The sequence below is a fragment of the Pseudomonas sp. 910_21 genome, assembly GCF_052850735.1.
Genome location: NZ_VXCY01000003.1, coordinates 571,847 through 591,850, shown reverse-complemented (window position 1 = coordinate 591,850; position 20,004 = coordinate 571,847). Strand labels below are relative to the sequence as shown.

16 protein-coding genes are annotated in these 20,004 nt (G+C 66.3%); 2 read left to right on the top strand and 14 right to left on the bottom strand.

Going from position 1 to position 20,004, the window contains the following annotated elements; genetic code table 11:
- Positions 1-12 precede the first annotated feature (12 nt).
- Positions 13-1,230, top strand: coding sequence for a YeeE/YedE family protein (locus tag FW796_RS12730; protein ID WP_446439413.1), 1,218 nt, complete (start codon positions 13-15; stop codon positions 1,228-1,230).
- A 105-nt stretch (positions 1,231-1,335) separates the two neighbouring features.
- On the opposite strand, the gene FW796_RS12725 is transcribed toward FW796_RS12730, so the two are convergent.
- The 5 genes from FW796_RS12725 to FW796_RS12705 all read right to left on the bottom strand — a co-directional run bounded on the left by FW796_RS12725 (position 1,336) and on the right by FW796_RS12705 (position 8,645).
- Positions 1,336-2,436 carry a polyamine ABC transporter substrate-binding protein gene (locus FW796_RS12725; RefSeq protein ID WP_446439412.1) on the bottom strand — a complete coding sequence of 367 codons (1,101 nt, stop codon included), beginning with the start codon at positions 2,434-2,436 and terminating at the stop codon, positions 1,336-1,338.
- 12 nt (positions 2,437-2,448) lie between these two features.
- Complete coding sequence (locus FW796_RS12720; RefSeq protein ID WP_446439411.1) at positions 2,449-3,480, bottom strand: histone deacetylase family protein; 1,032 nt, start codon at positions 3,478-3,480, stop codon at positions 2,449-2,451.
- A 163-nt stretch (positions 3,481-3,643) separates the two neighbouring features.
- Positions 3,644-5,569, bottom strand: a complete 1,926-nt coding sequence (locus FW796_RS12715) for an ankyrin repeat domain-containing protein (protein WP_446439410.1) — start codon at positions 5,567-5,569, stop codon at positions 3,644-3,646.
- A gap of 89 nt (positions 5,570-5,658) precedes the next feature.
- On the bottom strand, positions 5,659-7,581 hold the full coding sequence (locus tag FW796_RS12710; protein ID WP_404937930.1) for an ankyrin repeat domain-containing protein: 1,923 nt from the start codon (positions 7,579-7,581) through the stop codon (positions 5,659-5,661).
- 71 nt (positions 7,582-7,652) lie between these two features.
- Positions 7,653-8,645 (bottom strand): AraC family transcriptional regulator, encoded by a 993-nt coding sequence (locus FW796_RS12705; protein ID WP_210672039.1) that lies wholly within the window; start codon positions 8,643-8,645, stop codon positions 7,653-7,655.
- A gap of 197 nt (positions 8,646-8,842) precedes the next feature.
- Here FW796_RS12705 and FW796_RS12700 point away from each other — a divergent pair, with 197 nt between their 5' ends.
- Entirely contained in the window at positions 8,843-9,388 is a 546-nt protein-coding gene (locus FW796_RS12700) for a hypothetical protein (RefSeq protein ID WP_210457850.1), read from the top strand.
- A 72-nt stretch (positions 9,389-9,460) separates the two neighbouring features.
- Here the strand turns inward: FW796_RS12700 and FW796_RS12695 are convergent, their stop codons facing one another.
- From FW796_RS12695 to FW796_RS12655, 9 genes are all read right to left on the bottom strand, one after another.
- On the bottom strand, positions 9,461-10,465 hold the full coding sequence (locus FW796_RS12695) for an asparaginase (RefSeq protein ID WP_346634766.1): 1,005 nt from the start codon (positions 10,463-10,465) through the stop codon (positions 9,461-9,463).
- Between the two features lie 104 nt (positions 10,466-10,569).
- On the bottom strand, positions 10,570-12,009 hold the full coding sequence (locus tag FW796_RS12690; RefSeq protein ID WP_346634767.1) for an alanine/glycine:cation symporter family protein: 1,440 nt from the start codon (positions 12,007-12,009) through the stop codon (positions 10,570-10,572).
- Between the two features lie 441 nt (positions 12,010-12,450).
- On the bottom strand, positions 12,451-13,467 hold the full coding sequence (locus FW796_RS12685; RefSeq protein ID WP_446439409.1) for a Rieske 2Fe-2S domain-containing protein: 1,017 nt from the start codon (positions 13,465-13,467) through the stop codon (positions 12,451-12,453).
- Entirely contained in the window at positions 13,464-14,603 is a 1,140-nt protein-coding gene (locus FW796_RS12680) for a hypothetical protein (protein WP_446439408.1), read from the bottom strand. Before FW796_RS12680 ends, FW796_RS12685 begins: the two co-directional genes overlap by 4 nt.
- Positions 14,600-15,754 (bottom strand): ATP-grasp domain-containing protein, encoded by a 1,155-nt coding sequence (locus tag FW796_RS12675; RefSeq protein WP_404937927.1) that lies wholly within the window; start codon positions 15,752-15,754, stop codon positions 14,600-14,602. The genes FW796_RS12680 and FW796_RS12675 overlap by 4 nt, the downstream gene beginning before the upstream one ends.
- Positions 15,742-17,100: a F390 synthetase-related protein gene (locus tag FW796_RS12670; RefSeq protein WP_446439407.1), complete on the bottom strand. Its 1,359-nt coding sequence runs from the start codon at positions 17,098-17,100 to the stop codon at positions 15,742-15,744. Before FW796_RS12670 ends, FW796_RS12675 begins: the two co-directional genes overlap by 13 nt.
- Complete coding sequence (locus FW796_RS12665; RefSeq protein WP_320335334.1) at positions 17,090-17,944, bottom strand: MBL fold metallo-hydrolase; 855 nt, start codon at positions 17,942-17,944, stop codon at positions 17,090-17,092. The genes FW796_RS12670 and FW796_RS12665 overlap by 11 nt, the downstream gene beginning before the upstream one ends.
- Positions 17,941-18,948, bottom strand: coding sequence for an NAD-dependent epimerase/dehydratase family protein (locus tag FW796_RS12660; protein ID WP_346634772.1), 1,008 nt, complete (start codon positions 18,946-18,948; stop codon positions 17,941-17,943). The genes FW796_RS12665 and FW796_RS12660 overlap by 4 nt, the downstream gene beginning before the upstream one ends.
- Positions 18,948-19,967: a beta-ketoacyl-ACP synthase 3 gene (locus FW796_RS12655; protein WP_346634773.1), complete on the bottom strand. Its 1,020-nt coding sequence runs from the start codon at positions 19,965-19,967 to the stop codon at positions 18,948-18,950. Before FW796_RS12655 ends, FW796_RS12660 begins: the two co-directional genes overlap by 1 nt.
- Positions 19,968-20,004: the final 37 nt, after the last annotated feature.

Here is a 20,004-nt window from a genome sequence, read left to right as displayed (position 1 = left end):
CCGAGAGCCCTCATGAGCCAGACCCTCTCCCTGGCGCCTGAACGCAAGTTCGGCGCTCCGCTGTTCGCCCTGTTGCTCCTGGTGGGCGGTGCCCTATTCCTGCAGACCCAGGTGGGGGCGCGACAGGTGCTGCTGTTGCTGCTGGGCACCGCCCTGGGGCTGACCCTGTACCACGCCGCCTTCGGTTTCACCTCGGCCTGGCGGGTGTTCATCCGCGATCGGCGCGGCGCCGGCCTGCGGGCACAGATGGTCATGCTGGCCCTGGCGGTGTTGCTGTTTTTCCCGGCGCTGGGGGCGGGCAGCCTGTTCGGTCAGCCGGTGGTCGGGTTGGTGGCGCCGGCCGGGGTTTCGGTGATCTTCGGTGCCTTCATTTTCGGCATCGGCATGCAACTGGGGGGCGGCTGCGCTTCGGGCACCCTGTTCACCGTCGGTGGCGGCAATGCGCGGATGCTGGTGACCCTGGCGTTCTTTATCTGCGGCTCGCTGATTGCCACCCATCATGTGGACTGGTGGTTTGCCTTGCCGTCGCTGCCACCGATCTCCATCGTCCAGAGCTTCGGCTTCGGCGTCGGCCCGGCCCTGGGCTTGAGCCTGTGCCTGTTCGCGCTGATCGCCTTGCTCACCCAGACCCTGGAAAAGCGCCGCTACGGCAGCCTTGAAGCGCCGGTGGCCAGCCAGCACCAGGGCTGGCGTCGACTGTTGCGCGGTCCCTGGCCGCTGGTCTGGGGCGCAGTGGCCCTGGCGTTGCTCAACTTCGCCACCCTGGCCCTGGCGGGGCGGCCATGGGGCATCACCTCGGCCTTTGCCCTGTGGGGCGCGAAAGTCGCCAGCGGGCTGGGTGTGGACGTGAGCAGCTGGGTGTTCTGGCAGGGCGCAGCGAACGCCAAGGCCCTGGCCGCCCCGGTGTGGCAGGACATCACCAGCGTCATGGACATCGGCATCGTCCTGGGCGCCTTGCTGGCAGCGGGACTGGCGGGGCGCTTTGCCCCGAGCCTGAAGATCCCCACCCGCTCCCTGGTGGCGGCGGTGATTGGCGGGCTGTTGCTGGGCTACGGCTCGCGCCTGGCCTACGGCTGCAACATCGGCGCCTACTTCAGCGGCATCGCCTCTGGCAGCCTGCATGGCTGGCTGTGGCTGGTGGCGGCCTTCATCGGCAATGGCGTCGGCGTGCGCCTGCGGCCGTGGTTCTTCACCGAAGAGCGCACCCCCCAAGGCCTCACCGGCTGCTAACTGCCACTGTGTAGGAGCCGGCTTGCCGGCGAACAGCGGCGACGCGGTCCATCATCCACCGCGTCCCGCCGCCCACCCGAATACCGCCCGTGCGCTCCCGGCCAATCAGGTCCCGGACTTGATCTTGGTCCAGGCCCGGGTGCGTGCCCGTTCCGCATCACGAGGCAGCGGCTGCAGGGTATACAGGGTGCTCATCGCCGCTTCTGTCGGATACAAGTTGGGGTTGTTGCGGATCGAAGGGTCCACCAGCTCGGTGGCGTCCTTGTTCGGGTTCGGGTAACCGACAAAGTCGCTGACCGGGGCAATCACCTGAGGTTGCAGCAGGTAGTTGATGAAGGTGTAGGCATCTTCCTGGTCCTTGGCGCCTTTGGGGATCGCCAGCATGTCGAACCAGATCGGCGCGCCTTCCTTGGGCAGGCGCATGTCCACGGTCACGCCGTTCTTGGCTTCCTTGGCGCGGTTGGCGGCCTGGGAGAAGCTTCCCGAATAGCCCACCGCCACGCAGATATCGCCATTGGCGATGTCGGCCATGTACTTGGACGAGTGGAAGTAGGTGATGTACGGCCGGATCTTCATCAGCAGCGCTTCAGCCTTCTCGTAGTCCGCCGGCTTTTTGCTGTTGGGGTCCAGGCCCAGGTGCTGCAGGGCCAGGGGCAGGATTTCCGATGGCGAATCCAGCAGGGCCACGCCGCACTGCTTGAGCTTGCTGATGTTCTCTTCCTTGAAGATCAGGTCCCAGCTGTCCACCGGCGCCTGGTTGCCGAGGGCGGCCTTGACCTTGTCCGGGTTGAAGCCGATCAGGATGGTGCCGTACATGTAGGGCACGGCGAACTGGTTGCCCGGGTCGTTGGCCTCGATCAGCTTCATCAGCTTGGGGTCCAGGTGGTTCCAGTTGGGTAGCTTGCTACGGTCCAGGGGCTGGAACACCCCGGCCTCGATCTGCTTGGCCAGGAACACGTTGGACGGCACCACCACGTCATACCCGGAGTTGCCGGTCAGCAGCTTGGCTTCCAGGGCTTCGTTGGTGTCGAAGATGTCGTAGACCAGCTTCACCTGGCTGTTCTGAGCCTTGAAATCCTCCAGGGCCTTGGGGGTGATGTAGTCGAACCAGTTGTACACCCGTAGCGTGCGTTCTTCGGCGTGGGCGGCGGTACCCAGCAGGCTGGCGCACAGGGCTGGAACGATAAAGCGTTGGAGTCTTTTCATGATGCGAATCCCTCAATGGGCGCTTTGAAAACCTTCGAGAACGTTCACGGCGTTGATGCCGATTTCCTCTACCGCGTAACCGCCTTCCATGACGAACAGCGTCGGCTTGCCGAGGGCGGCGATGCGCTTGCCCATGGCCAGGTAATCCGGGCTGTCGAGTTTGAATTGCGAGATCGGGTCGTCCTTGAAGGTGTCCACGCCCAGGGACACCACGATGATGTCGGCGTCATAGCTGTGGATCTCGTTGCAGGCCTGCTCCAGGGCTGCGCTCCACACATCCCAGCCGCTACCGGCGGCCAGCGGGTAGTTGAAGTTGAAGCCTTCCCCGGCGCCTTCGCCGCCTTCGTCGGCATAGCCCAGGAAGAATGGGAACTCGGCTTCCGGGTGGCCGTGGATCGAGGTGAAGAGCACGTCGCTGCGTTCGTAGAAGATCGACTGGGTGCCGTTGCCGTGGTGGTAGTCGACGTCGAGGATCGCGACTTTCCTGTGGCCCTGATCGAGGAACGCCTGGGCGGCGATGGCCGCGTTGTTCAGGTAGCAGTAGCCGCCCATCAGGTCGCCGGCCGCGTGGTGTCCCGGTGGACGGCACAGGGCAAAGGCGCTGCGGGCACCGCGCTGGATCACCGCCTGGGCGGTGAGGGCAACTTGCGCCGCGCTATAGGCCGCCTGCCAAGTGCCGGCGGTGATCGGCGCGCCGCCGTCGAAGCTGTAGTAGCCGAGCTGGCCATGGAGGCTGGTGGGAATCACGCTGCGCAGGGTGCGTGCGGGCCAGGTGTAGGGCAGCAGGTCGCCGTCGATGCCCTGTGCCGCCCAGCGCTCCCAGGCGCCTTTGAAGAAGTCCAGGTAGGCCCGGCTGTGGACGCGCTCAATGGGCCCCAGGCCGAAGTCCTTGGGCGCCTCTACCGGGCCAAGGTTGCGGTATTTCACCCGGTCCAGCACATGGTCGGCCCGGGAAGGCATTTCGAAACAGGGCATCAGTTGCCCGTCGATAAGTTCACAACGGCCGTGGTGCAGGTGGTGATCGTCCGAGTAGATCGTCAGCATTTTCTTGTTCTCCGCAGGCTGATTCGGTGGATCACAGTCTTGCGGGGCGCGGGGTTTGGGAGAACGGCAGGAGCGGCCAAAAGGGGATTTATGCGGCCAAAGTGTTTGACCGAAATTCGCCCCTTAAAGAGGCATGACGCCCCGTTACGGGGCGCCGTCCTGTTCAGCTGGCGGGCGGGGCGGGAACGAAGCGCTGCAGTACCTTGAGCATGTCCTCGCGTTTTTTCCGGGCGATGGCTTCCAGCAATAGCGCGTAGCCCTTTTTCTCGCAGTGCTGGCCGACATTGGGATCGGCACCTTTTTCCAGCAGCAGGCTGAACAACTCCAGGGTGTCCTGCTGGCTGACGTAGGGGGACTTGTCGTCGGCGGAGGTCTTGTCGGCGACCAGGGTCAGCAGGCTCTCGCCGACGGGCTGGTTGTAGCAGGTGCCACGGCCGTAGCTCAGGTTGAGGTTGGCGCCGGCCTCTATCAGCTGCTTCATGGCCACGTAGTTGTTGCCGGAGAAAGCCCGGTACAGCGCGGTTTCGCCATCACTGGTTTTGCGCAGGTCGAGGTTTTGCGGGTACTGCATCAACCAGCTGAAGCCTTGCAGGCTGCGCTTGTTCTCGGCCATCTGCATCAGTGGCGTCTGGCCCTGGCTGTCGGGCTCGTCGATGGCAACCCCGGCCTCGATGAGAAACTTCAAACGCCCGCCCTGGCTCAGGTCGGGGCTGTCGCCCAGGTCGCGGCGCATGGCCAGGGTCGCCAGGGTGGTCCAGTTGTACAGGCCGCTGGTGTGGGCGCCGTGCGCCAGCAGCAACCGGGCGATGTCCAGGCGCGGTGTGTCCAGGGCATGCAACAGGGCGCTGCGGCCATCGTCGGCCATGACCTCGCCGCTGATGCCAGTGGCCAGCAGGCGCTGCACTTCGGCCAGGTTGCCGGCATCCACGGCGTCCACCAGGGGCCAGAAGGCCTGGCAGGCTTGCGGGTTGGCGGTTTTCAGGCCCAAGCGCTGCAGCACCCGGGGCGGGATGCTCATCTGGCGTTGCAGGCGCAGGCCGCAATACACCCGGTAACCCTCGATGGCCCGGCCCTGGTGAATGTTGTCCAGGGTTCGCTGTTGGTAGATCGCCCAGTCCAGGTCGGCCAGGTTGAGGTAGGTCGGCATGCGCCCGGGGTCGCGGCGCAGCACTTCCTTGAGCCAGGGGCGGGCGGTTCTCAGGCGCCCGGCTTCGCTGGTCCAGTAGGCGATGTCGTTGAGCAGGCCGGGGTATTCACGGCGGTCGCTGGCGATGCCGCGAAAGTCATGAATGACGAAGAAGTCCTCCACCTGGTTGATGCCCGCTTGCTTGTCCTTGGCGGTGCGCAGTTGCTCGTGCAGCGCGCGGAACTGCTTCCAGACGCTGTCCGGGTCCGGAGCCTGCTCTGGTACATGGGGGTTGAGGGTGATCGGCCCAGTGCCGCGGGTGAAGGGCCGGAACCACGGCGGGAATGTCTGCAGCGCCTGTAACCATTGCTGCCCGGTTTCCTCGCTGATGGGTTGCAGCGGGGTGAACTCCAGCTGGCTCAGGTCCCGGCGGTGACTGATCGCCAGCAGCGGGTGCTGCGGGTCGCGCTGGTCGATCAGTAGGTAGCGCTGGCTGAGCTGCCAGTCACTGGGCTCCTTGCAGTTGAAGTCGAGCGAGGTCAGGGTGATGCCGGTGTCCAGGGTATTGGTTGCCGGCCAGTTGTCGGCGACCTGGACCGGATTCTCCGGGGACACGCAGGCCCGCAGCTCGGCGGGGCTGAACAGGGTAATGGGCGGCGATTTGTAGACCCGATGCTGGTACTCCAGGTCCTGATAGGCGTTGAGATAGAACAGCCCGCGGTACTGGGTCAGGATGATCCGCGCTGGCACCTTCGCCAGGCCCGGCAAGGGGAATGGCTTGATCTGCAGGGCGGCGGTTTCCGGATAGTCGATGACGAAGTGGCGAGCCATTCCCGACCATTTGATCGCGCCCAGGTCCAGGTCGAATGCTTGGGCGGCGGGTGCGCCCGCCAGGAGCACCAGCGCCAGGCCAAGCCCGCGAATGCCGATGCGCCGGGCGTTGGCGCCTGAGAATAGGTTCAACGTTGCAGTCCCTTGCCGGTAGAAAGGTCGGCAATGTAATGCAATCGGCGGCTTTCTGCCGGGCTTTGTCTCAGGCTCGGCGCCACGCCTCAAAGACGAAACGCTGTCGCCGGCGGTGGCGGCGCAAAACCTTGCAGCACCTTGAGCATGTCGTCGCGCTTGCGCCGGGCCATGATCTCCAGCAGCCAGGTGTAGCCGTTGTTCTTGCAGTAGCGGCCGACATTGGGGTCGGCGCCACGTTGTAGCAGCAGGGTGAACATGTCCAGGCTCTCTTGCTGGCTGACCCAGGGCTTGATGACCTCGGGCGAACCCTGTTCGGCCACGATCATCAGCAGGCTTTCGCGAATCGGCTGCTGTGCGCAGATATCGCGGCCGTAGCTCAGGTTGAGGTTGGCACCGGCCTCTATCAGTGGCCTGGCAGCGGCGTAGTTGCCGCCCTTGAGCGCCAGGAACAGCGCGGTCACGCCGTCTGGCCCGCTGCGCTTGTCGAGGTCCTGGGGGTGTTGCAGCAGCCAGTTGAAGCGCTCGATGTCCTCGCGGTTTTTCGCCATTTCCTGCAGCGCGGTGCCGCCCTGTGCATCCTGTTCATCGATGGCGGCGCCGGCCTGCAGGAGGAAGTTCAGGCGCTTGGCCTGGCTCAGGTCGGGGTTGTCCTTGAGGTCGCGGCGCATGGCCAGGAACACCTGGGTGCGGCCGTTGTACTGACCCTGGGGGCGGGCGCCATGAACCAGCAACAGCCGGGCGATGTCGAGGTCGGGTTTATCCAGGGCGTGCAACAGCGCCGGGCGCCCATCGGTGGCTATGACGTCGCCGCTCAGGCCGTTCTCCAGCAGGCGCCGGACTTCGCCCGCGTCACCCTGGTCCACCGCCGTCACCAGCGGCCAGGCGCTTTGGCAGGCCGGTTCGCTGGGTGCCTCAAGGCCCAGGCGCTGGGTGACCCTGGCGGGGACCCCCAGCTGGCGTTGCAGGCGCAGCCCGCAGTACAGCCGATAGTTCTCCATGGCCCGGCCCCGGTGCCGGGTGTCCGCGGGCTGCTGTTGGTACAGGCGCCAATCCAGGTCCGCCAGATTGAGGTAGGTCGGCATGCGCCCCGGGTCGCGACGCAGCACGTACGCCAGCCACGGCCGGGCGCTCTGCAACTGGCCGGCCTCGGTGGCCCAATAGGCGATGTCGTTGAGCAGGCCCGGGTAGGTGCTGCGCTCGGGGGCGATCGCGCGAAAGTCATGACGGGTGAAGAAGGCCTCCACCCGGACGATGCCCGGAGCCTTGTCTTTGGCATCGCGCAATTGCGCGTGCAACTGGCGAAACTCTGTCCAGACCTGCTCCGCGCTGGGCTGCGGCGCATAGGGCTTGACGCGCAGCTGGCCGCTGCTGGCGTCAAAGGGCTCCAGCAACTTCGGGTATTTGTGCAGGGCCTGTTGCCATTGCTGCTGCAGTTCGGGGCTGATCGGTTGCTGCGGGGTGAAGTCGATCTGTGCCTCGCCCTGGCGCTGACCGATGGCCAGCAATGGCCGTTGGGGATCGCGGCTGTCCACCAGCAGATAGCGATTGCTCAACTCCCAGCCTGGGCTCTGGCAGTCGAAACTCAGTTTGGTCAGGCTCAGGGCGGATTCCAGCTGCTTGCTCGACGGCCAGTTGTCCGTGGCCCCAACGGGTTGCTGCTCGGGCACGCAGGCCTGTAGTTCCTGGGCGTTGAACAGCGGCATGGGCGGCGACTTGTAGACCCGCTGCCGGTACTGCCCATCCGCATAGCCGTTGAGATAGAACAGGCCGTGGTATTGGCTGAGGATCACTCGGGCCGGCGCCTGGGCCAGCCCGGGCAGGGGAAAGGGTTCGAGTTGCAGCGTGGCGGTTTCCGGATCGTCCAGGAGGATGCCACTCTGCATTTCCCACCAGCGGATTTTGGACAGCTCGAAGGCCTGGGCGAGGGGGATGCCGGCTAGCAGCACCAGCGCCAGGCACCCCCCGCGAATACCGATGCGCCGGGCGATGGCGCCTGTGATTAGGTTCAAGCTTGCAGTCCCTTGCTGGTGTCAAAGGTCGGCAATGTAATGCAATCGGCGGCTTTATGCCGGGGTTTGTCTCAGGGCCGGAACTGGCTCGGCGCCACACCGCTCCAGCGGATGAAGGCATGGCGAAAACTCGCGGTTTCACTGAAGCCCAGGGCTTCGGCAATCCGGTAGATGGGCATCTGGTCTTCGCAGAGCATCTGTTTGGCCCGCTCGAAACGCAGCTCGTCCAGCAGTTCCTGATAACTGCAACCCAGGTCCCGCAGGTGGCGGCGCAAGGTCCGGGCCGAGCAGTTCATCTGTTCCGCCAGCCCCTCCAGCCCCGGCGCGGCATCCAGCTGCGCTGCCAGCAGCTGGCGGATGCGTCCGAGCCAGGCCTGGCGCCCGGTGAACTCGGTGTTCTGCTTGCGGCAGCGCTCGGCCATGGCCTGGTGGGTGATTGCATCCGCCAGGGGCAGCGGCTGGTCGAGCCAGTGCCGGTCGAAGGCGAAGGCATTGCGATCGGCGTCGAATTGCAGTGGGCAGTTGAAGGACTCGCGGTAGCGCCGTTGATAGTCCGGCGCCGGATAGTCGAAGCGCGCGCCCAACAAGGGCAAGGCGTGGCCCAGCAAGTCGTCGCAGATGACCTTCATCGACACCAGGCAGAACTCGGTGTTGAATGCGGCCAGGGCCGGGCATTCGCGATAGTCGGCGGCAGTCAGCCAGATGCGCGAGCCGTCGGTTTCCAGGCTGAGTTCGAAAAGTGTTCCCATCAGCGCCGGATAACGCAGCGCCAGGCGCAAAGCGTCACCTAAGGTGGCACTTGTGAGCAGCGCATAGCCGAGCATGCCGTAAGAGGAAACGTGCATGCGCCGGCCCAGCTCCAGGCCGATATCCCGCTGCAGGGCCACGGCGTTGGCACACACCAGCATCTCTTGGCTGGTGGTGATGCGGGTGTCGGCGCGGCTCAGGTCGGCGGCGTTTATACCGCTGCCGGCCAGTAGCGCGTCGCTGTCCTGGCCCTGCTCCTTGAAGGTGTTGAGGACCAGTGAAACTGCATTGAGGGTGGTGAGGTGCGAGTGCAGCATGCGCAGATTCCAGCCTGGGAAAGACCGGGAACAGGAGCAATTTGCATGCCGCCCGCGATCAGACCGCGGTTTACCGGCCGGTGGGATGTGGCATTCCGGGCGTTGTGTAGCTAGTGACTTGGCGCTTTGATTGGTGCAACCTGCCTGCCATTCACCGCCTGAGTTGGCGGAGTAGCAACCCCGATAAAGGACTATGTATGACCCTTACTCCTGCGCGTTCCCTGCTTCTGGTGTCCGGCTTGCTCCTGAGTTCGCTGTGCCTGGCCGAGGCTGAGCCAAGCAGCGAAAGCACCATCAAGGACTCTGCCAAGTCCGCCGTCTCGTCAGCCATTTCGGCAGGCAAGAACCTCTTGGGCGGCGTCAGCGAAGGCGTGCTCGATGGTCGCCAATCGGCGCAAGGCGTCGACGGTGCCTCGATCATTTCCTCCCGTGAGCAAATGAAAGGCCGCGTCGAGGTCCAGGTGTTGAAGACCGAAGCCGCCGGCGACAGTTTCAACGTCACCCTGGGTTTCAAGAACAGCAGCGACAGCCAGTTGCGGCTGATCAACCTCAAGCAGACCGGCGCCCTGCTGGCGATCGACCAGGACGGTTACGCCAACAACCTGACTGTCAGCCTCGACAACCCGGACGAAGTCACCATCCCGGCCAAGGCGGCAGTGCGGCAGAAGTTCGTGTTTGAAGGACCGATCGAGAGTTCGAGTTCGGTGCGGGTCTGGGGCCAGGATTACTCGGTCAAAAAGTAACCTGACAGCCACCCTCTGCTCGTCGTCGAGCCGGCAGCTACCGCAGTAGCCACCGGCTCCCGAGCGCGAGCTTCAGCTCAACTCGCCACACAGATCGAGTTCCACCAGGCGCCGCACTTCGGCGCTTTCCAGCCCGGCACCGAGCAGCGCATTGAGCTTGCCGAACGCCGCCTCCCGGGTCATGCCGCCACCGGACAGCACGCCCACGCCGCGCAGGCGGCTGCCGGCTTCGTAGATATCCAGCTCGACGCCGCCTTCATGGCACTGGGTCACCGCCACTACGACGATGCCTTGCTCCTGTGCGCGCTTGAGGCTGGCCAGAAACGCCGGGTTGTCGCTGGGCCCGGTGCCGCTGCCGAAACACTCCAGCACCAGGGCCTGGATGCCGCTGTCGAGCACGCCGTCCAGCAGCTCGGCGCCGATGCCGGGGAACAGCGGCAGCACGCCGACCTTGGCCAGTTGCTTGGCCTGGCGGTAATCCAGCGCTGACGGAATCGCTTCGGCCTTGGCGCCGCCGCCATTGCGTTGCAGGGCGGCGAACGGATGGCGGCCGAAGCTGCGGATCTTCGCGCAGCGGGTCGGTGCCAGCAGTTCGCCGTGGAAGTACAGGTGCACCCCCGGTGCCAGGCCCTGGCCCAGGGCCAACAGGGCGCCACTGAGGTTTTCCCAGGCGTCGCTGTCGGGCACGCCGGCCGGCAGCATCGAACCGGTGAACACCACAGGCGCGCGCAGGCCCAGCAATTGGAAGCTCATGGCGGCGGCGCTGTAGGCCAGGGTGTCGGTGCCGTGGAGGATCAGCACGCTGTCGCAGCCCTGCACCTCAACGGCTTCGACCACCGCTTCACGCAGGCGCTGCCAGTAGTCGGGGGTCATGTTGGCGCTGTCGATCAGTGGCGCCATCTCGCGAAAGCGCCAGGCCGGCACCACCAGCTCGGGCTGGCTGTCGAGGTAGGCGCGCATCCGCACGTCGAAGCCGGAGGCCGGGGCCAAGCCGTCGGCGCTGGCCTGCATGCCGATGGTGCCACCGGTGTAGAGCACCATGACGTGCTGGGCGGCAGGGTAGGTCGAAGGGTTCATGGGATTCTCCGAAACGGTGAGTTCCTGTGGGAGCGGGCAAGCCCGCTCCGACATTTATCGCACTGTAACCGACGGGTGCAGAGGATGCGCCCGTCGTTCACCCGTCAGCGTTGCGCTGCGGGCACGCCTTGCGGCTCGGCCTGGGCGGGGGCCGAAGGTTCGGCGGGCCAGGCCTTCAGGTCCAGGTCCAGATCGGCGAATTTGCGCGAGTCGAACACTGGCTGGTCGACGCCGGCGCGGCGCTGCTCGTCGTAGTCGCGCATCACGCGCAGGCCGACCTTGAACAGCATGGCCAGGGCCACCAGGTTGACGAAGGCCAGGCAGGTCATGGTGATGTCGGCGAAGGCGAACACGGTCGAAAGGTCCTGCATCGAACCCCATACCACCAGCGCCAGCACCAGGCCGCGGAATAGCATCAGCACGGTGCGGTTGCGGGTGAGGAACTGCAGGCTGTTCTCGCCCAGGTAGTAGTTGTAGAGGATGCAGGTGAAGACGAACAGCGACAGCGCGACGCTGACGAACAGGCGACCCCAGTCACCGACCACGGCGGCCAGCGAGTTCTGGGTCAGGACGATGCCGTCGCCTTCGAAGCCCGGGGTGTAGAAGCCCGACAGCAGGATCAGCAGCGCGGTGCAGGTGCAGATCACGAAGGTGTCGAGGAACACGCTGAAAGCCTGGACCACGCCCTGGGCGCCCGGATGCTTCACGGAGGCCACGGCGGCGACGTTCGGTGCACTGCCCAGGCCCGCTTCGTTGGCGAACACGCCACGCTTCACGCCCATGACGATGGCGCTGCCGAGCAGGCCGCCGAAGGCCGGGTCGAGACCGAAGGCGCTCTTGATGATGGTCTCCAGCATGGCCGGCACTTGTTCGATCTGGGTGCCGATCACGTACAGGGTCACGGCGATGTAGGCCAGGGTCTTGATCGGGACCAACAGGTCGGACACTGCGGCGATGCGCTTGATGCCGCCGATGAAGGTAATGGCCAGCAGCACCGCCAGGACGATGCCGGTGTGGCTTGGGTCGAAGGCAAAGGCGTCCTGCAGCGAGTGCGTCACGGTGTAGGACTGCAGGCCGATGAAGGCGAAGCCGTAGGTGACCAGCAGCAGGATGGAGAACACCACCGCCATGCCTTTGCGCTTCAGGCCGTGCTGGATGTAGTAGGCCGGGCCGCCGCGGTACAGGCCGTCGCCGTCGGCGCGTTTGTAGACCTGGGCCAGGGTGCACTCGAAGAAGCTGCTGGACATTCCGACCAGTGCGGTCACCCACATCCAGAACACCGCGCCAGGGCCGCCCAGGGTCACGGCGATACCGACACCGGCGATGTTGCCTGCGCCCACCCGGCCGGCGAGGCTGAGCATCAGCGCCTGGAACGAGCTGAGCTGACCGCCGCTGCTTTTCAGGCTGTCGCGGAACACCGCGAACATGTGGAGGAAGTGGCGCAATTGAACGAAACGCGAGCGGATCGTGAAGTAGCTGCCGAGCCCGACAATGAGCACGATCAGCACTTTCCCTGAGAGGAAGTCGTTGATGACTTCGAGCATGGATTATTCCTCGCTGTTTTTTGTGTAGGCAAAAGCAGAGCGGACGGAAACATTCTGTTACACCGCTGATTGCACGCACGGCAAAGCGGTGGGGCGATTGTTCGTCCCGGTTCTCTATTCGCGGGTTGTTATTAGTTCGGGTTTCCCGTGGGTTTGAGCCTTGTTACCGACGGCTGTCCACGTGAAGAGGGGGCGCACTATACCGGTGCGCGGGCTCGCCGTCTGCATGTAGCGCGTCGAGCCGAGGAACGGCAGGCGGGGAGGGAGGCTGAATCGGTTCTTGTCACGCCCCGCAAAACCCCGCGAACAGGGGCCCCAAGGGGCCCGCATAACCCCCGCGATACTGCTGCCCGCCGTAGGCGCTGGCTTGCCAGCGAATGGGCCCGTTTGAACGGCGCCGGTCTTGAGGTCTGGTTCGCCGGCAAGCTGGCTCCTTCGGGATTACAGCCAGAATTCCTCTCGGCGTTCTTGGAAGTTGTTCAGTTCACCTTGTTCCAGCAACTGGCGAATCCACGGCCCCAGCAGATCCAGCGAGCTGTCCAGTGGGGTGGGCCGCTGCCAGCGCAGCGGCACCTGGGCAAAGTGCTGCTGGTTGGCGCTGACTTTTTCCAGGATCTGCCGGTCCTGTTTCAGGATCACCTTGAACAAGGGCTGCAGCACAGCGCGCTTGAGCCAGCCCGGCAGGTGCCCGTGGGCCGTGGCGATGCGGGCGAACAGGCGCAGTTCGCCCTCGGCGGCCGGGCTCAGCCAGGCGCTGACCAGCAGGTTGAGCCGGCCCTGACGGTCGCGGTATTCGATTTCCGCCAGCCCCGGCAGGCGAAAGCGGCCCATGCTGAGGCCGCGCTCGCCTTCGAACAGTCGGGAGATCAGTCCGGATTGGGTGCCTTCCTCGCTGTACTGCGCTTCGACCCCGTCTTCCAGACGATGCACCCAGGCGCGAATGCGCTGGCGCTGGCGGTCGTGGCGAATCCATCCGGCGTGTACGAAGTGGGTGTGGAAGCCGTCGAGGAAGTTCTCCGCGGCGTCCTGCAAGCTGCACTGCACCCGGTCGCTGATCCAGAACACATCCAGGGCCTGGGCCTGCTCGGCGGCGGCCACCGGGGGCTGATTCGGCCGCTCGCTGGCGAGGCTGGCCCACACCAGCCCCTGGGTTTCGCAGCTGTGCAGGGGTTGCAGCAAGGGTTGGCTGCAACGCTGCTGCTCTTGGCCGGGCAACTGAGTGCAACGGCCCTGGGGATCGAAACGCCAGCCGTGGTAGGGACACTGGATCTGCCCGTCGCGCACCCGGCCGGCGCTCAGCGGCGCGAAGCGATGAGGGCAACGGTCCGGCAGCACGGCGGCGGCGCCGTCGGCGTCGCGAAACAGCACCAGCGGTACGCCGTGCAGGGTGCAGGCCAGGGGTTTACGTTGCAGCTGCCGGCTCTGGGCGACGGGCCACCAGCCCGAGTGACTGTTCACAATTTGAGCTTCCTCATCAGCGGTACACCGATCCGTTGCAGCAGCAGGCCCATCAGTTGCCACACCAGGCGCCGCGACCAGGGCAGGTGGGCGACGTGGATCAGGCTGTATTCGATTTCGGGCTGGCCGCCGCGCAGGCGCTTGAAGGCCGCCGCGCCGGAGCTGAAGTTGAGCACCTGACGACGGTTCGCCGCCTCTTGCAGGCACAGCCTTGTCAGTTGCCGGTACAGGCCGGTGCGCTGGGGCAGGGCGGTGTCGTAGCCGACGATGGGGGTGCTGATCAGGGCGCTGTTGGCGAACCAGCCCAGGGCGCCGTCGATGCGCCCTTCGGCGTTGCGCAGGGCACGCACTTGCAGCCAGCCCTCGGCCTGCCCGCGTTGTAGCCATTGGGCGCTGTAGTGGGGGTTCAGGCGGCTGTATTTGTCCAGGTAGAGCAGGTTGTACAGCTGCTCGATGCGCTGGAAGTCGGCCTCGCTCAGCTCGCTGCCGGGCACCACCGTATACGGGCTGCGGCGCAGCAGGGTGGCGTCCAGGCGGGTGTTGTGGTGGCGCAGGAAGGCTGAATCCTCGCCGTCGCGGCCGTCGAACAGGTACACCTGACGGCTGGGAATCGCCAGGTAGCCCAGGGCTTGCAGGCGCTTTCGCAGTTCGAGGTTGCTGAAGTCGTTGAGCGAGCGGAAACCGAAGCCGTGGTCGGGAAATTCCCGGCGCAGCAGTTCGGTGAGCGCCGGGAGCTCGGCGCCATCCCAGTCGGCCGGGTAGAGGTTGGTCGACAGCAGCCAGTTGTTGACCTGCACCAAACGGTCGACCTTGGCCGCGCTCAGCAGCCGGTCCACGCCCTGGGTCAGCAGCTTCAGCGGCCAGGCCAGCCAGGGCCGTTGCAGACGCTGCAGTTCTTCCCGGGCGTAGCCGCTGTAGGCGGTTTGCGGCGACACCACGTAGCAGTTATCCACAGGGTCGTGGCCGTGGTTGATGCTCACCGGGAACTGCTGGCGGCCGGTATCCAGCAGAGCCAGGGCGGTGCTGACGTTGCCGATCAGCGCGCCGCCGGCGCAGGTGCGCACGTACTGCCGGGCGTGGCTGTCGCCGGTGCTCGGGGGCTCAAGGGCCAGTTGCTCGGGCATCAACAATTTCATGGGCGCGGCGCCCCCAGAGGCTGGCCGTTCCACTCGATGTCGGCGGTGGAGGCGGCCAGCAGCCCGCAGCGCCGGGTCAGGGCGCGGCCGATGATTTCCGTCAGGCTCAGCAGCTGGGCGGTCAGTGGGCCGCGATCGCCGTCCTGGACGATCACGTCCCGAGCTTGTCGGTAGTCGCGCCAGAACTCCCGGCTCAAGGCCCGTTGCGGCGCGGCCAGAAGCAGCATGGCCAGGGCGATCATCCGTGGTTCCAGGGTGGCCTGCAGTGCTGCGTCGGCCTGGCTGCCGAGTGCCGCTACCAGTTGCACGCGCTGATCGTCGAACAGGTGCACGCCACTGGTGGCCCTGGGGTTGCACTCCAGGACATGGAAGCGGCCCTGTTGGTCCTCGATGAAGTCAAAACCCACTTGCCCGGTGTAGCCGGTGGCCTGGCCGAACTGTTCCAGGAACGCACGGATCGGCGCCGGGGCGCAGCTGTGGAAGTAGATCCCCGAGCCGCGCCCGACCCGGTAGCGCGGCTGGTAGCTGCTGTGGGCGCGCAACTGGCCGTCCACCAGCACGCTGAAGCTGCAGTATTCCTGACCGGGGACAAAGCGCTGGGCCACCCAGGGCGCATCGCTACTGGGCCGGACTTTCGCCAGTTGCGCCGGGCTCGGGCGGATCAGGGTCTGGGAGGCGAAGCGCGAATAGGCCGGCTTGAACACCAGGGCATCGTGCTCTGCCGCCAGTGCTTGCAACGCGGCCGGGTCATGCAGCACCTGAGTCGGCGGCGCGGCTACGTCCCAGCCCTGGGTCATGGCAGCAAAATCGCCCTTGTGATGCAGGCGGTGCAGCAGGTCGAAATCGCTGGTGAACACCCGGCACAGCGGGCGCAGGCGCTCCAGGCCGTGGGCCAGGTAGAACACCTCTTCGCAGGTGGGCAGCAGCAGGTCGATGGCCTGTTGGCGGATGACCGCGGCCAGGGCCTCGATCCAGGCTTGGGGGTTGTGGCGCGGCTCCGGCAGGCGCACGAAGTGCTCGGCGGCGCGGCTGAAACGGCTCAGGGGCTGGGCCAGGGAATCGGCCACGGTCACCGTCCAGCCGGCTTGGCTGAAGGCCCGGGCCCACTCCAGGCAGGCCGGGGCCCGGGCGCCGAGAATCAATACACGCATGGCAGTCCCTCGGGAAGTTGCAGCATCAGCAGGCGGCGTCTTTTCGTCTGTGGCGGCGGCGCCTGCCAGTGGCCGAAGCTCAGCTCCGGCATCTGCAGACCTTGTTGCGCGCAGAGCTCGGCGAGGGCCTCGCTCAAGCGCTGGCACAGCCCGTGGTAGTCGCCGCGGGTGTGCAGGTTGATCTGCCAGAGCAGCCCGCGCTGGTGGATTTGGTATTCCTCAAGCGCCGCCCCAAGCATCAGCAGGGCCCGGCGCAATACGTCGGGGTAGAGCGGTGCCAACTGCTGGCCGTCGAGCCGCGGCAGCCAGAGGATTTCGTCGGCGCGGCCTTCCACGGCGGCGATGGCCCGCTCCGCACGGCCACAGGGGCAGGGCGCGCTGGCCACCCGCAGAATGTCGTTGAGGCGATAACGCACGATCAGCTGCGTACGCCGGGAAAAGTCGGTGATGATCGGCTGGAAGCGCGTGTGCTCAGGGTCCAGCCATTGCGGCTCGATGTGCAGGTGGCTTTCATTCAGGTGCAGGGTGCCGGCCTCGCAGGTGTAGCCGAGGAAGCCTTCGCTGGCCTGATAGATCTGCTGCGGCTTGCGCCCGAAGGCTTGCTGCACCCGCTCGGCGTCAGTGCTTTCCAGCACTTCGGCCACCGACAGGATGTGCCGTGGGCGGATCGTCAGCTGCCCGGCCAGGGCCGCCTGGGCCAGCCCCCGCAGCACTGTGGCCGGGGCCACCAGCACGTCCGGGTTCTGTTGGTTGAGGCGTTCCAGGGAGGCGGCCAGGCCCAGGGTCAGGTCATGAAAGGCGAAGTCGATGCGGCGGCTGGCCAGGGTGGTGTACAGGCGGCTGTTGGCCCGCAGGAAAAAGGCGATCCGCAGCGGCGCCAGCCAGGGGCATACCAGCCGCGGCAGCAGGGCCCGGGGCAGGGTGCGCGCCAGCAGGATGCCGGCCCAGCGTTGGCGTTCCACGCTGCTGACCAGGAACACCCCCTGGGCCCCCGAGGTACCGCTGGACAGGCCCACGGTGATGTCCCCCAGGGTCGGGCTGAAGTCCCGGGAACGTTCCGCCTGCAGGGCCACCGGCAACACTTGTTCCAGGCCCAGGGCGCGGGTGTTGAAGCCGGCGAAGTCGCTCATCAGCGCTGCCTTGTCCATGATCGGCAGGCGGTGCAGGTCGTCGTGGGTCAGCCCCTTGAAGCGCTGGCCACGGGGCATGACCCGGGCCATGAAGTGCCGCAGGCGCCGGGCCTGCCAGGCTTCCAGCCGCTCGCGACGGCGAAAGCGCAGGGCGTAGCGGCTGAACACGAAGGCGCCGATGCTGCGCAGGGTGCCCACAAGACGCTCACTGTTCATTGCTGAACGCCTCCCAGGCCTGGGTGCAATGGGACGGCAGCACCGCTACCGCCGGTTCGCGGCGGATCAGTTGGCCCAGGCCGCTGTAGGTACGTACGTATTGCTGGCGGTCGGCGCTGGCAAACCACAGTGCCGGTGCAGCTGGCAGGCGCTCGGCGCGGCAAGCCGGCACCGACCAGCAGGCGTCGGCCACCAGGAACACCGGCCGGCCCTGGGCGTCGGGGATGAACAGGCCTAACTGGCCTTCGCTGTGCCCGGGCAGCGGCACGCCGATCAGGCTGCCATCGCCGAACAGGTCCAGGCCCTGCTCGAAGGGCGCCATCCAGCCCGGCAGCGCACAGCTGGGGCTGGCTTCAGCCAGGCGTAGACGGGCGCTGAAGTCGTCCGGCAGCAAGCCCGGCAGATGGCCGCCAAGGGTGGCGCGCCAACGCTGACCGCGCAGGCTGTCGATATGTCGGTAATCGGCCTCCAGGGCGATAAAGCGCGCATTGGCAAAATCCCGCAGGCCGGCGATATGGTCGGCGTGGAAGTGGGAAATGATCACGTAGCGGATATCCCCCGGGCCGATGCCCAGCTCATGCAACTGCGCGCCCAACTGCTCGACCACCGGCAACTGCACCGGCACCGCGCTGCGGTACAGGCGCTCGGGCAGGGCGCGGGTGGCCTGGAAGAAGTGCTCGGCGTAGCCGGTGTCGTACAGAATCCAGCCGTGGTCCGGGTGCTGGATCAGCCCGCACAGCGCCGGAAACTGCACCGGCGCCAGGCGCCCGCCGCGGTCGGCCATGCATTCCAGGTGCTGACACCAGCCGGCCCGCAGGATCTTCAAGCTCACGCGGCGGCTCATGGTCTTTGCCTCTGTTGGGCCAGCCACCATTGGGCGTGCTGGGCGATGCCCTGTTCCTGGCTGATCACCGGGCGGTAGCCCAGCTCGCGCTGGATGGCGCTGATGTCCAGGGTCTGGCTGAAGGCCAGGACGCCTGCGCCGTAGCGGGTAATCAAGGGTTCGGCACCGTTGCCCAGGCGCGCCTTGAGCTCCAGCAGGCGCGCCACGCCATGCACCAGAGGCCAGGGCAGGCGACGGGTGCGCAGGGGCAGGCGGAAGTGCTCGGCCATCTGTTGCAGCAGGTCCTTGAAGGCCAGGGGCGTGCCGTTGCTCAGGTTGTAGACGCACAGCGGGCGCGGCAGGGGCCGGGTCAGCGCCAGCCACACGGCGTGCACCAGATTGTCGACGCAGGTCAGGTCCAGCTGTGCCTGGCCGCCGCGCATCAGCGGAATCGCCCCGCGCTGCATCACCCGCAGCAGGCGCGGCATCAGGGTCGCGTCCCAGGGGCCGAACACCGCCCGGGGCCGCAGGATCACGCATTCGGGCAACTTGGCGTCTGCCAGCAGGGTTTCGGCCTGGGCCTTGCTGCGGGCGTAGTCGTTCACCGGGGCTGGCAGCGGCTGGTCTTCGCGGATACCCAAGCGGTCGCTGAAGTTGAAGTACAGGCTCGGGGTGGAGATATGCACCAGCCGCGCAATGCGGTTCTTGCTGCAGGCGTGGATCACCTCGGCGGTGGAGTCGAGGTTGGCCCGGGCAAACGCCTGGGGCGAACCCCAGGGCGAAGACAGCGCAGCGCAATGGACGATGGCGTCATGCTCGCGGCTGGCATCGGCCAGCAGGCGTTTGGCCAACGGGCTGCCGTGCTCCAGGGGTAGCCAGCGCACGGGCGCCGGGCTGTGGGCAATGACTTGCGCCGCCGCCTCGGGGTTGCGCCCGCTGAACTGCACCTCGCAGCCTTCGGCGGCTAGCTTCCAGACCAGATGCCGTCCGATAAAACCGGTGCCGCCGGTGACCAGGATCTTCATCAAAACTCCAGGATCATGCCGCCGAGGGACAGGCCCGCGCCGGTGCCGATCAGCATCAGGGTTTGCCCGCGTTGAATGCGCCCGTCGCGCACTGCGATGTCCAGAGCGGTGGGCAGGGACGCCGCCACCTGATTGCCATGCTGGGCAAAGATATCGATGACCTTCTCCGGCCCCAGGCTCAGGCGCTTGGCCGCATGCTGCATGGCTTGCTGGCTGGCTTGATGGGGGATGATCCAGTCGATCTGCGCAAGGGGCAGTGCGGCTTGCTGCAGCAAATCGTCCATCAGTTCGGGCAGGTACTTGGCCGCGAGGCGGAACACGCCTTTGCCCTGCATGGCGAAGCTGGTCAGGGGCTCGAACGGCACCTGGATGCGCCGCGGATGAAAGCGCGAACCGCCGGCGGGGATCTGGCACAGCGCGGCGCCTTCGGCGTAGGTCTTGAGGCGCGAGGCGAGGATCTTCGGGCCGCCGTCGCCCGCTTCCAGCACTACCGCTGCCGCACCGTCGCCGAAGATGCCGCAGACTTCCACCTGCTGCCAGTCCAGGCCACAGGAGGCGATGTCGGCGCACACCAGCAGTACGCGCCGGTAATGCCCGGCCTGGATCGGCCAGGACAGGGTGTCCAGGGCGGCAATAAAGCCCAGGCAACTGGCGTTGATGTCCATGGCCGGAATGCCCGACTGCCCCAGGCCCAGCTCTCGTTGCAGCAGCGCCGCATTGCAGGGCATGCCCTGGTCCATGGTGCCGCTGGCGCAGACGATCAGGTCCAGCTGATCCAGCTCCAGGCCCGCCGCGTGCAGGGCCTGGAGCGCGGCGCTGGCGCCGAGGCTGGCGGCAGTGTCCGCGGGGCCGGCGACGTGGCGCTGCTGCACTCCGCTGATGCGCGCTACGCTGCCGGTTTCCAGGCCGAGCTGGCTGTCCAGTTCAATACTGGTGACCACCTGCTGCGGCAGGGCGTGGCCAGTGCCGAGGATGGCCAGCGCGCGGGCAGGGCGGGGGGAGGACGCTGATGTGTGCATGCAAATTCCGTTTGTGGGGCGTCGAGGGGGCGTTGCG

What these genes read in the sequence shown, in the direction of transcription:
- FW796_RS12665 (WP_320335334.1), bottom strand. Translation starts at nt 17,944, where the DNA reads ATGAGCCGCCGCGTGAGCTTGAAGATCCTGCGGGCCGGCTGGTGTCAG.
- FW796_RS12730 (WP_446439413.1), top strand. Translation starts at nt 13, where the DNA reads ATGAGCCAGACCCTCTCCCTGGCGCCTGAACGCAAGTTCGGCGCTCCG.
- FW796_RS12670 (WP_446439407.1), bottom strand. Translation starts at nt 17,100, where the DNA reads ATGAACAGTGAGCGTCTTGTGGGCACCCTGCGCAGCATCGGCGCCTTC.
- FW796_RS12690 (WP_346634767.1), bottom strand. Translation starts at nt 12,009, where the DNA reads ATGCTCGAAGTCATCAACGACTTCCTCTCAGGGAAAGTGCTGATCGTG.
- FW796_RS12720 (WP_446439411.1), bottom strand. Translation starts at nt 3,480, where the DNA reads ATGCTGACGATCTACTCGGACGATCACCACCTGCACCACGGCCGTTGT.
- FW796_RS12700 (WP_210457850.1), top strand. Translation starts at nt 8,843, where the DNA reads ATGACCCTTACTCCTGCGCGTTCCCTGCTTCTGGTGTCCGGCTTGCTC.
- FW796_RS12675 (WP_404937927.1), bottom strand. Translation starts at nt 15,754, where the DNA reads ATGCGTGTATTGATTCTCGGCGCCCGGGCCCCGGCCTGCCTGGAGTGG.
- FW796_RS12725 (WP_446439412.1), bottom strand. Translation starts at nt 2,436, where the DNA reads ATGAAAAGACTCCAACGCTTTATCGTTCCAGCCCTGTGCGCCAGCCTG.
- FW796_RS12655 (WP_346634773.1), bottom strand. Translation starts at nt 19,967, where the DNA reads ATGCACACATCAGCGTCCTCCCCCCGCCCTGCCCGCGCGCTGGCCATC.
- FW796_RS12705 (WP_210672039.1), bottom strand. Translation starts at nt 8,645, where the DNA reads ATGCTGCACTCGCACCTCACCACCCTCAATGCAGTTTCACTGGTCCTC.
- FW796_RS12680 (WP_446439408.1), bottom strand. Translation starts at nt 14,603, where the DNA reads ATGAAATTGTTGATGCCCGAGCAACTGGCCCTTGAGCCCCCGAGCACC.
- FW796_RS12660 (WP_346634772.1), bottom strand. Translation starts at nt 18,948, where the DNA reads ATGAAGATCCTGGTCACCGGCGGCACCGGTTTTATCGGACGGCATCTG.
- FW796_RS12695 (WP_346634766.1), bottom strand. Translation starts at nt 10,465, where the DNA reads ATGAACCCTTCGACCTACCCTGCCGCCCAGCACGTCATGGTGCTCTAC.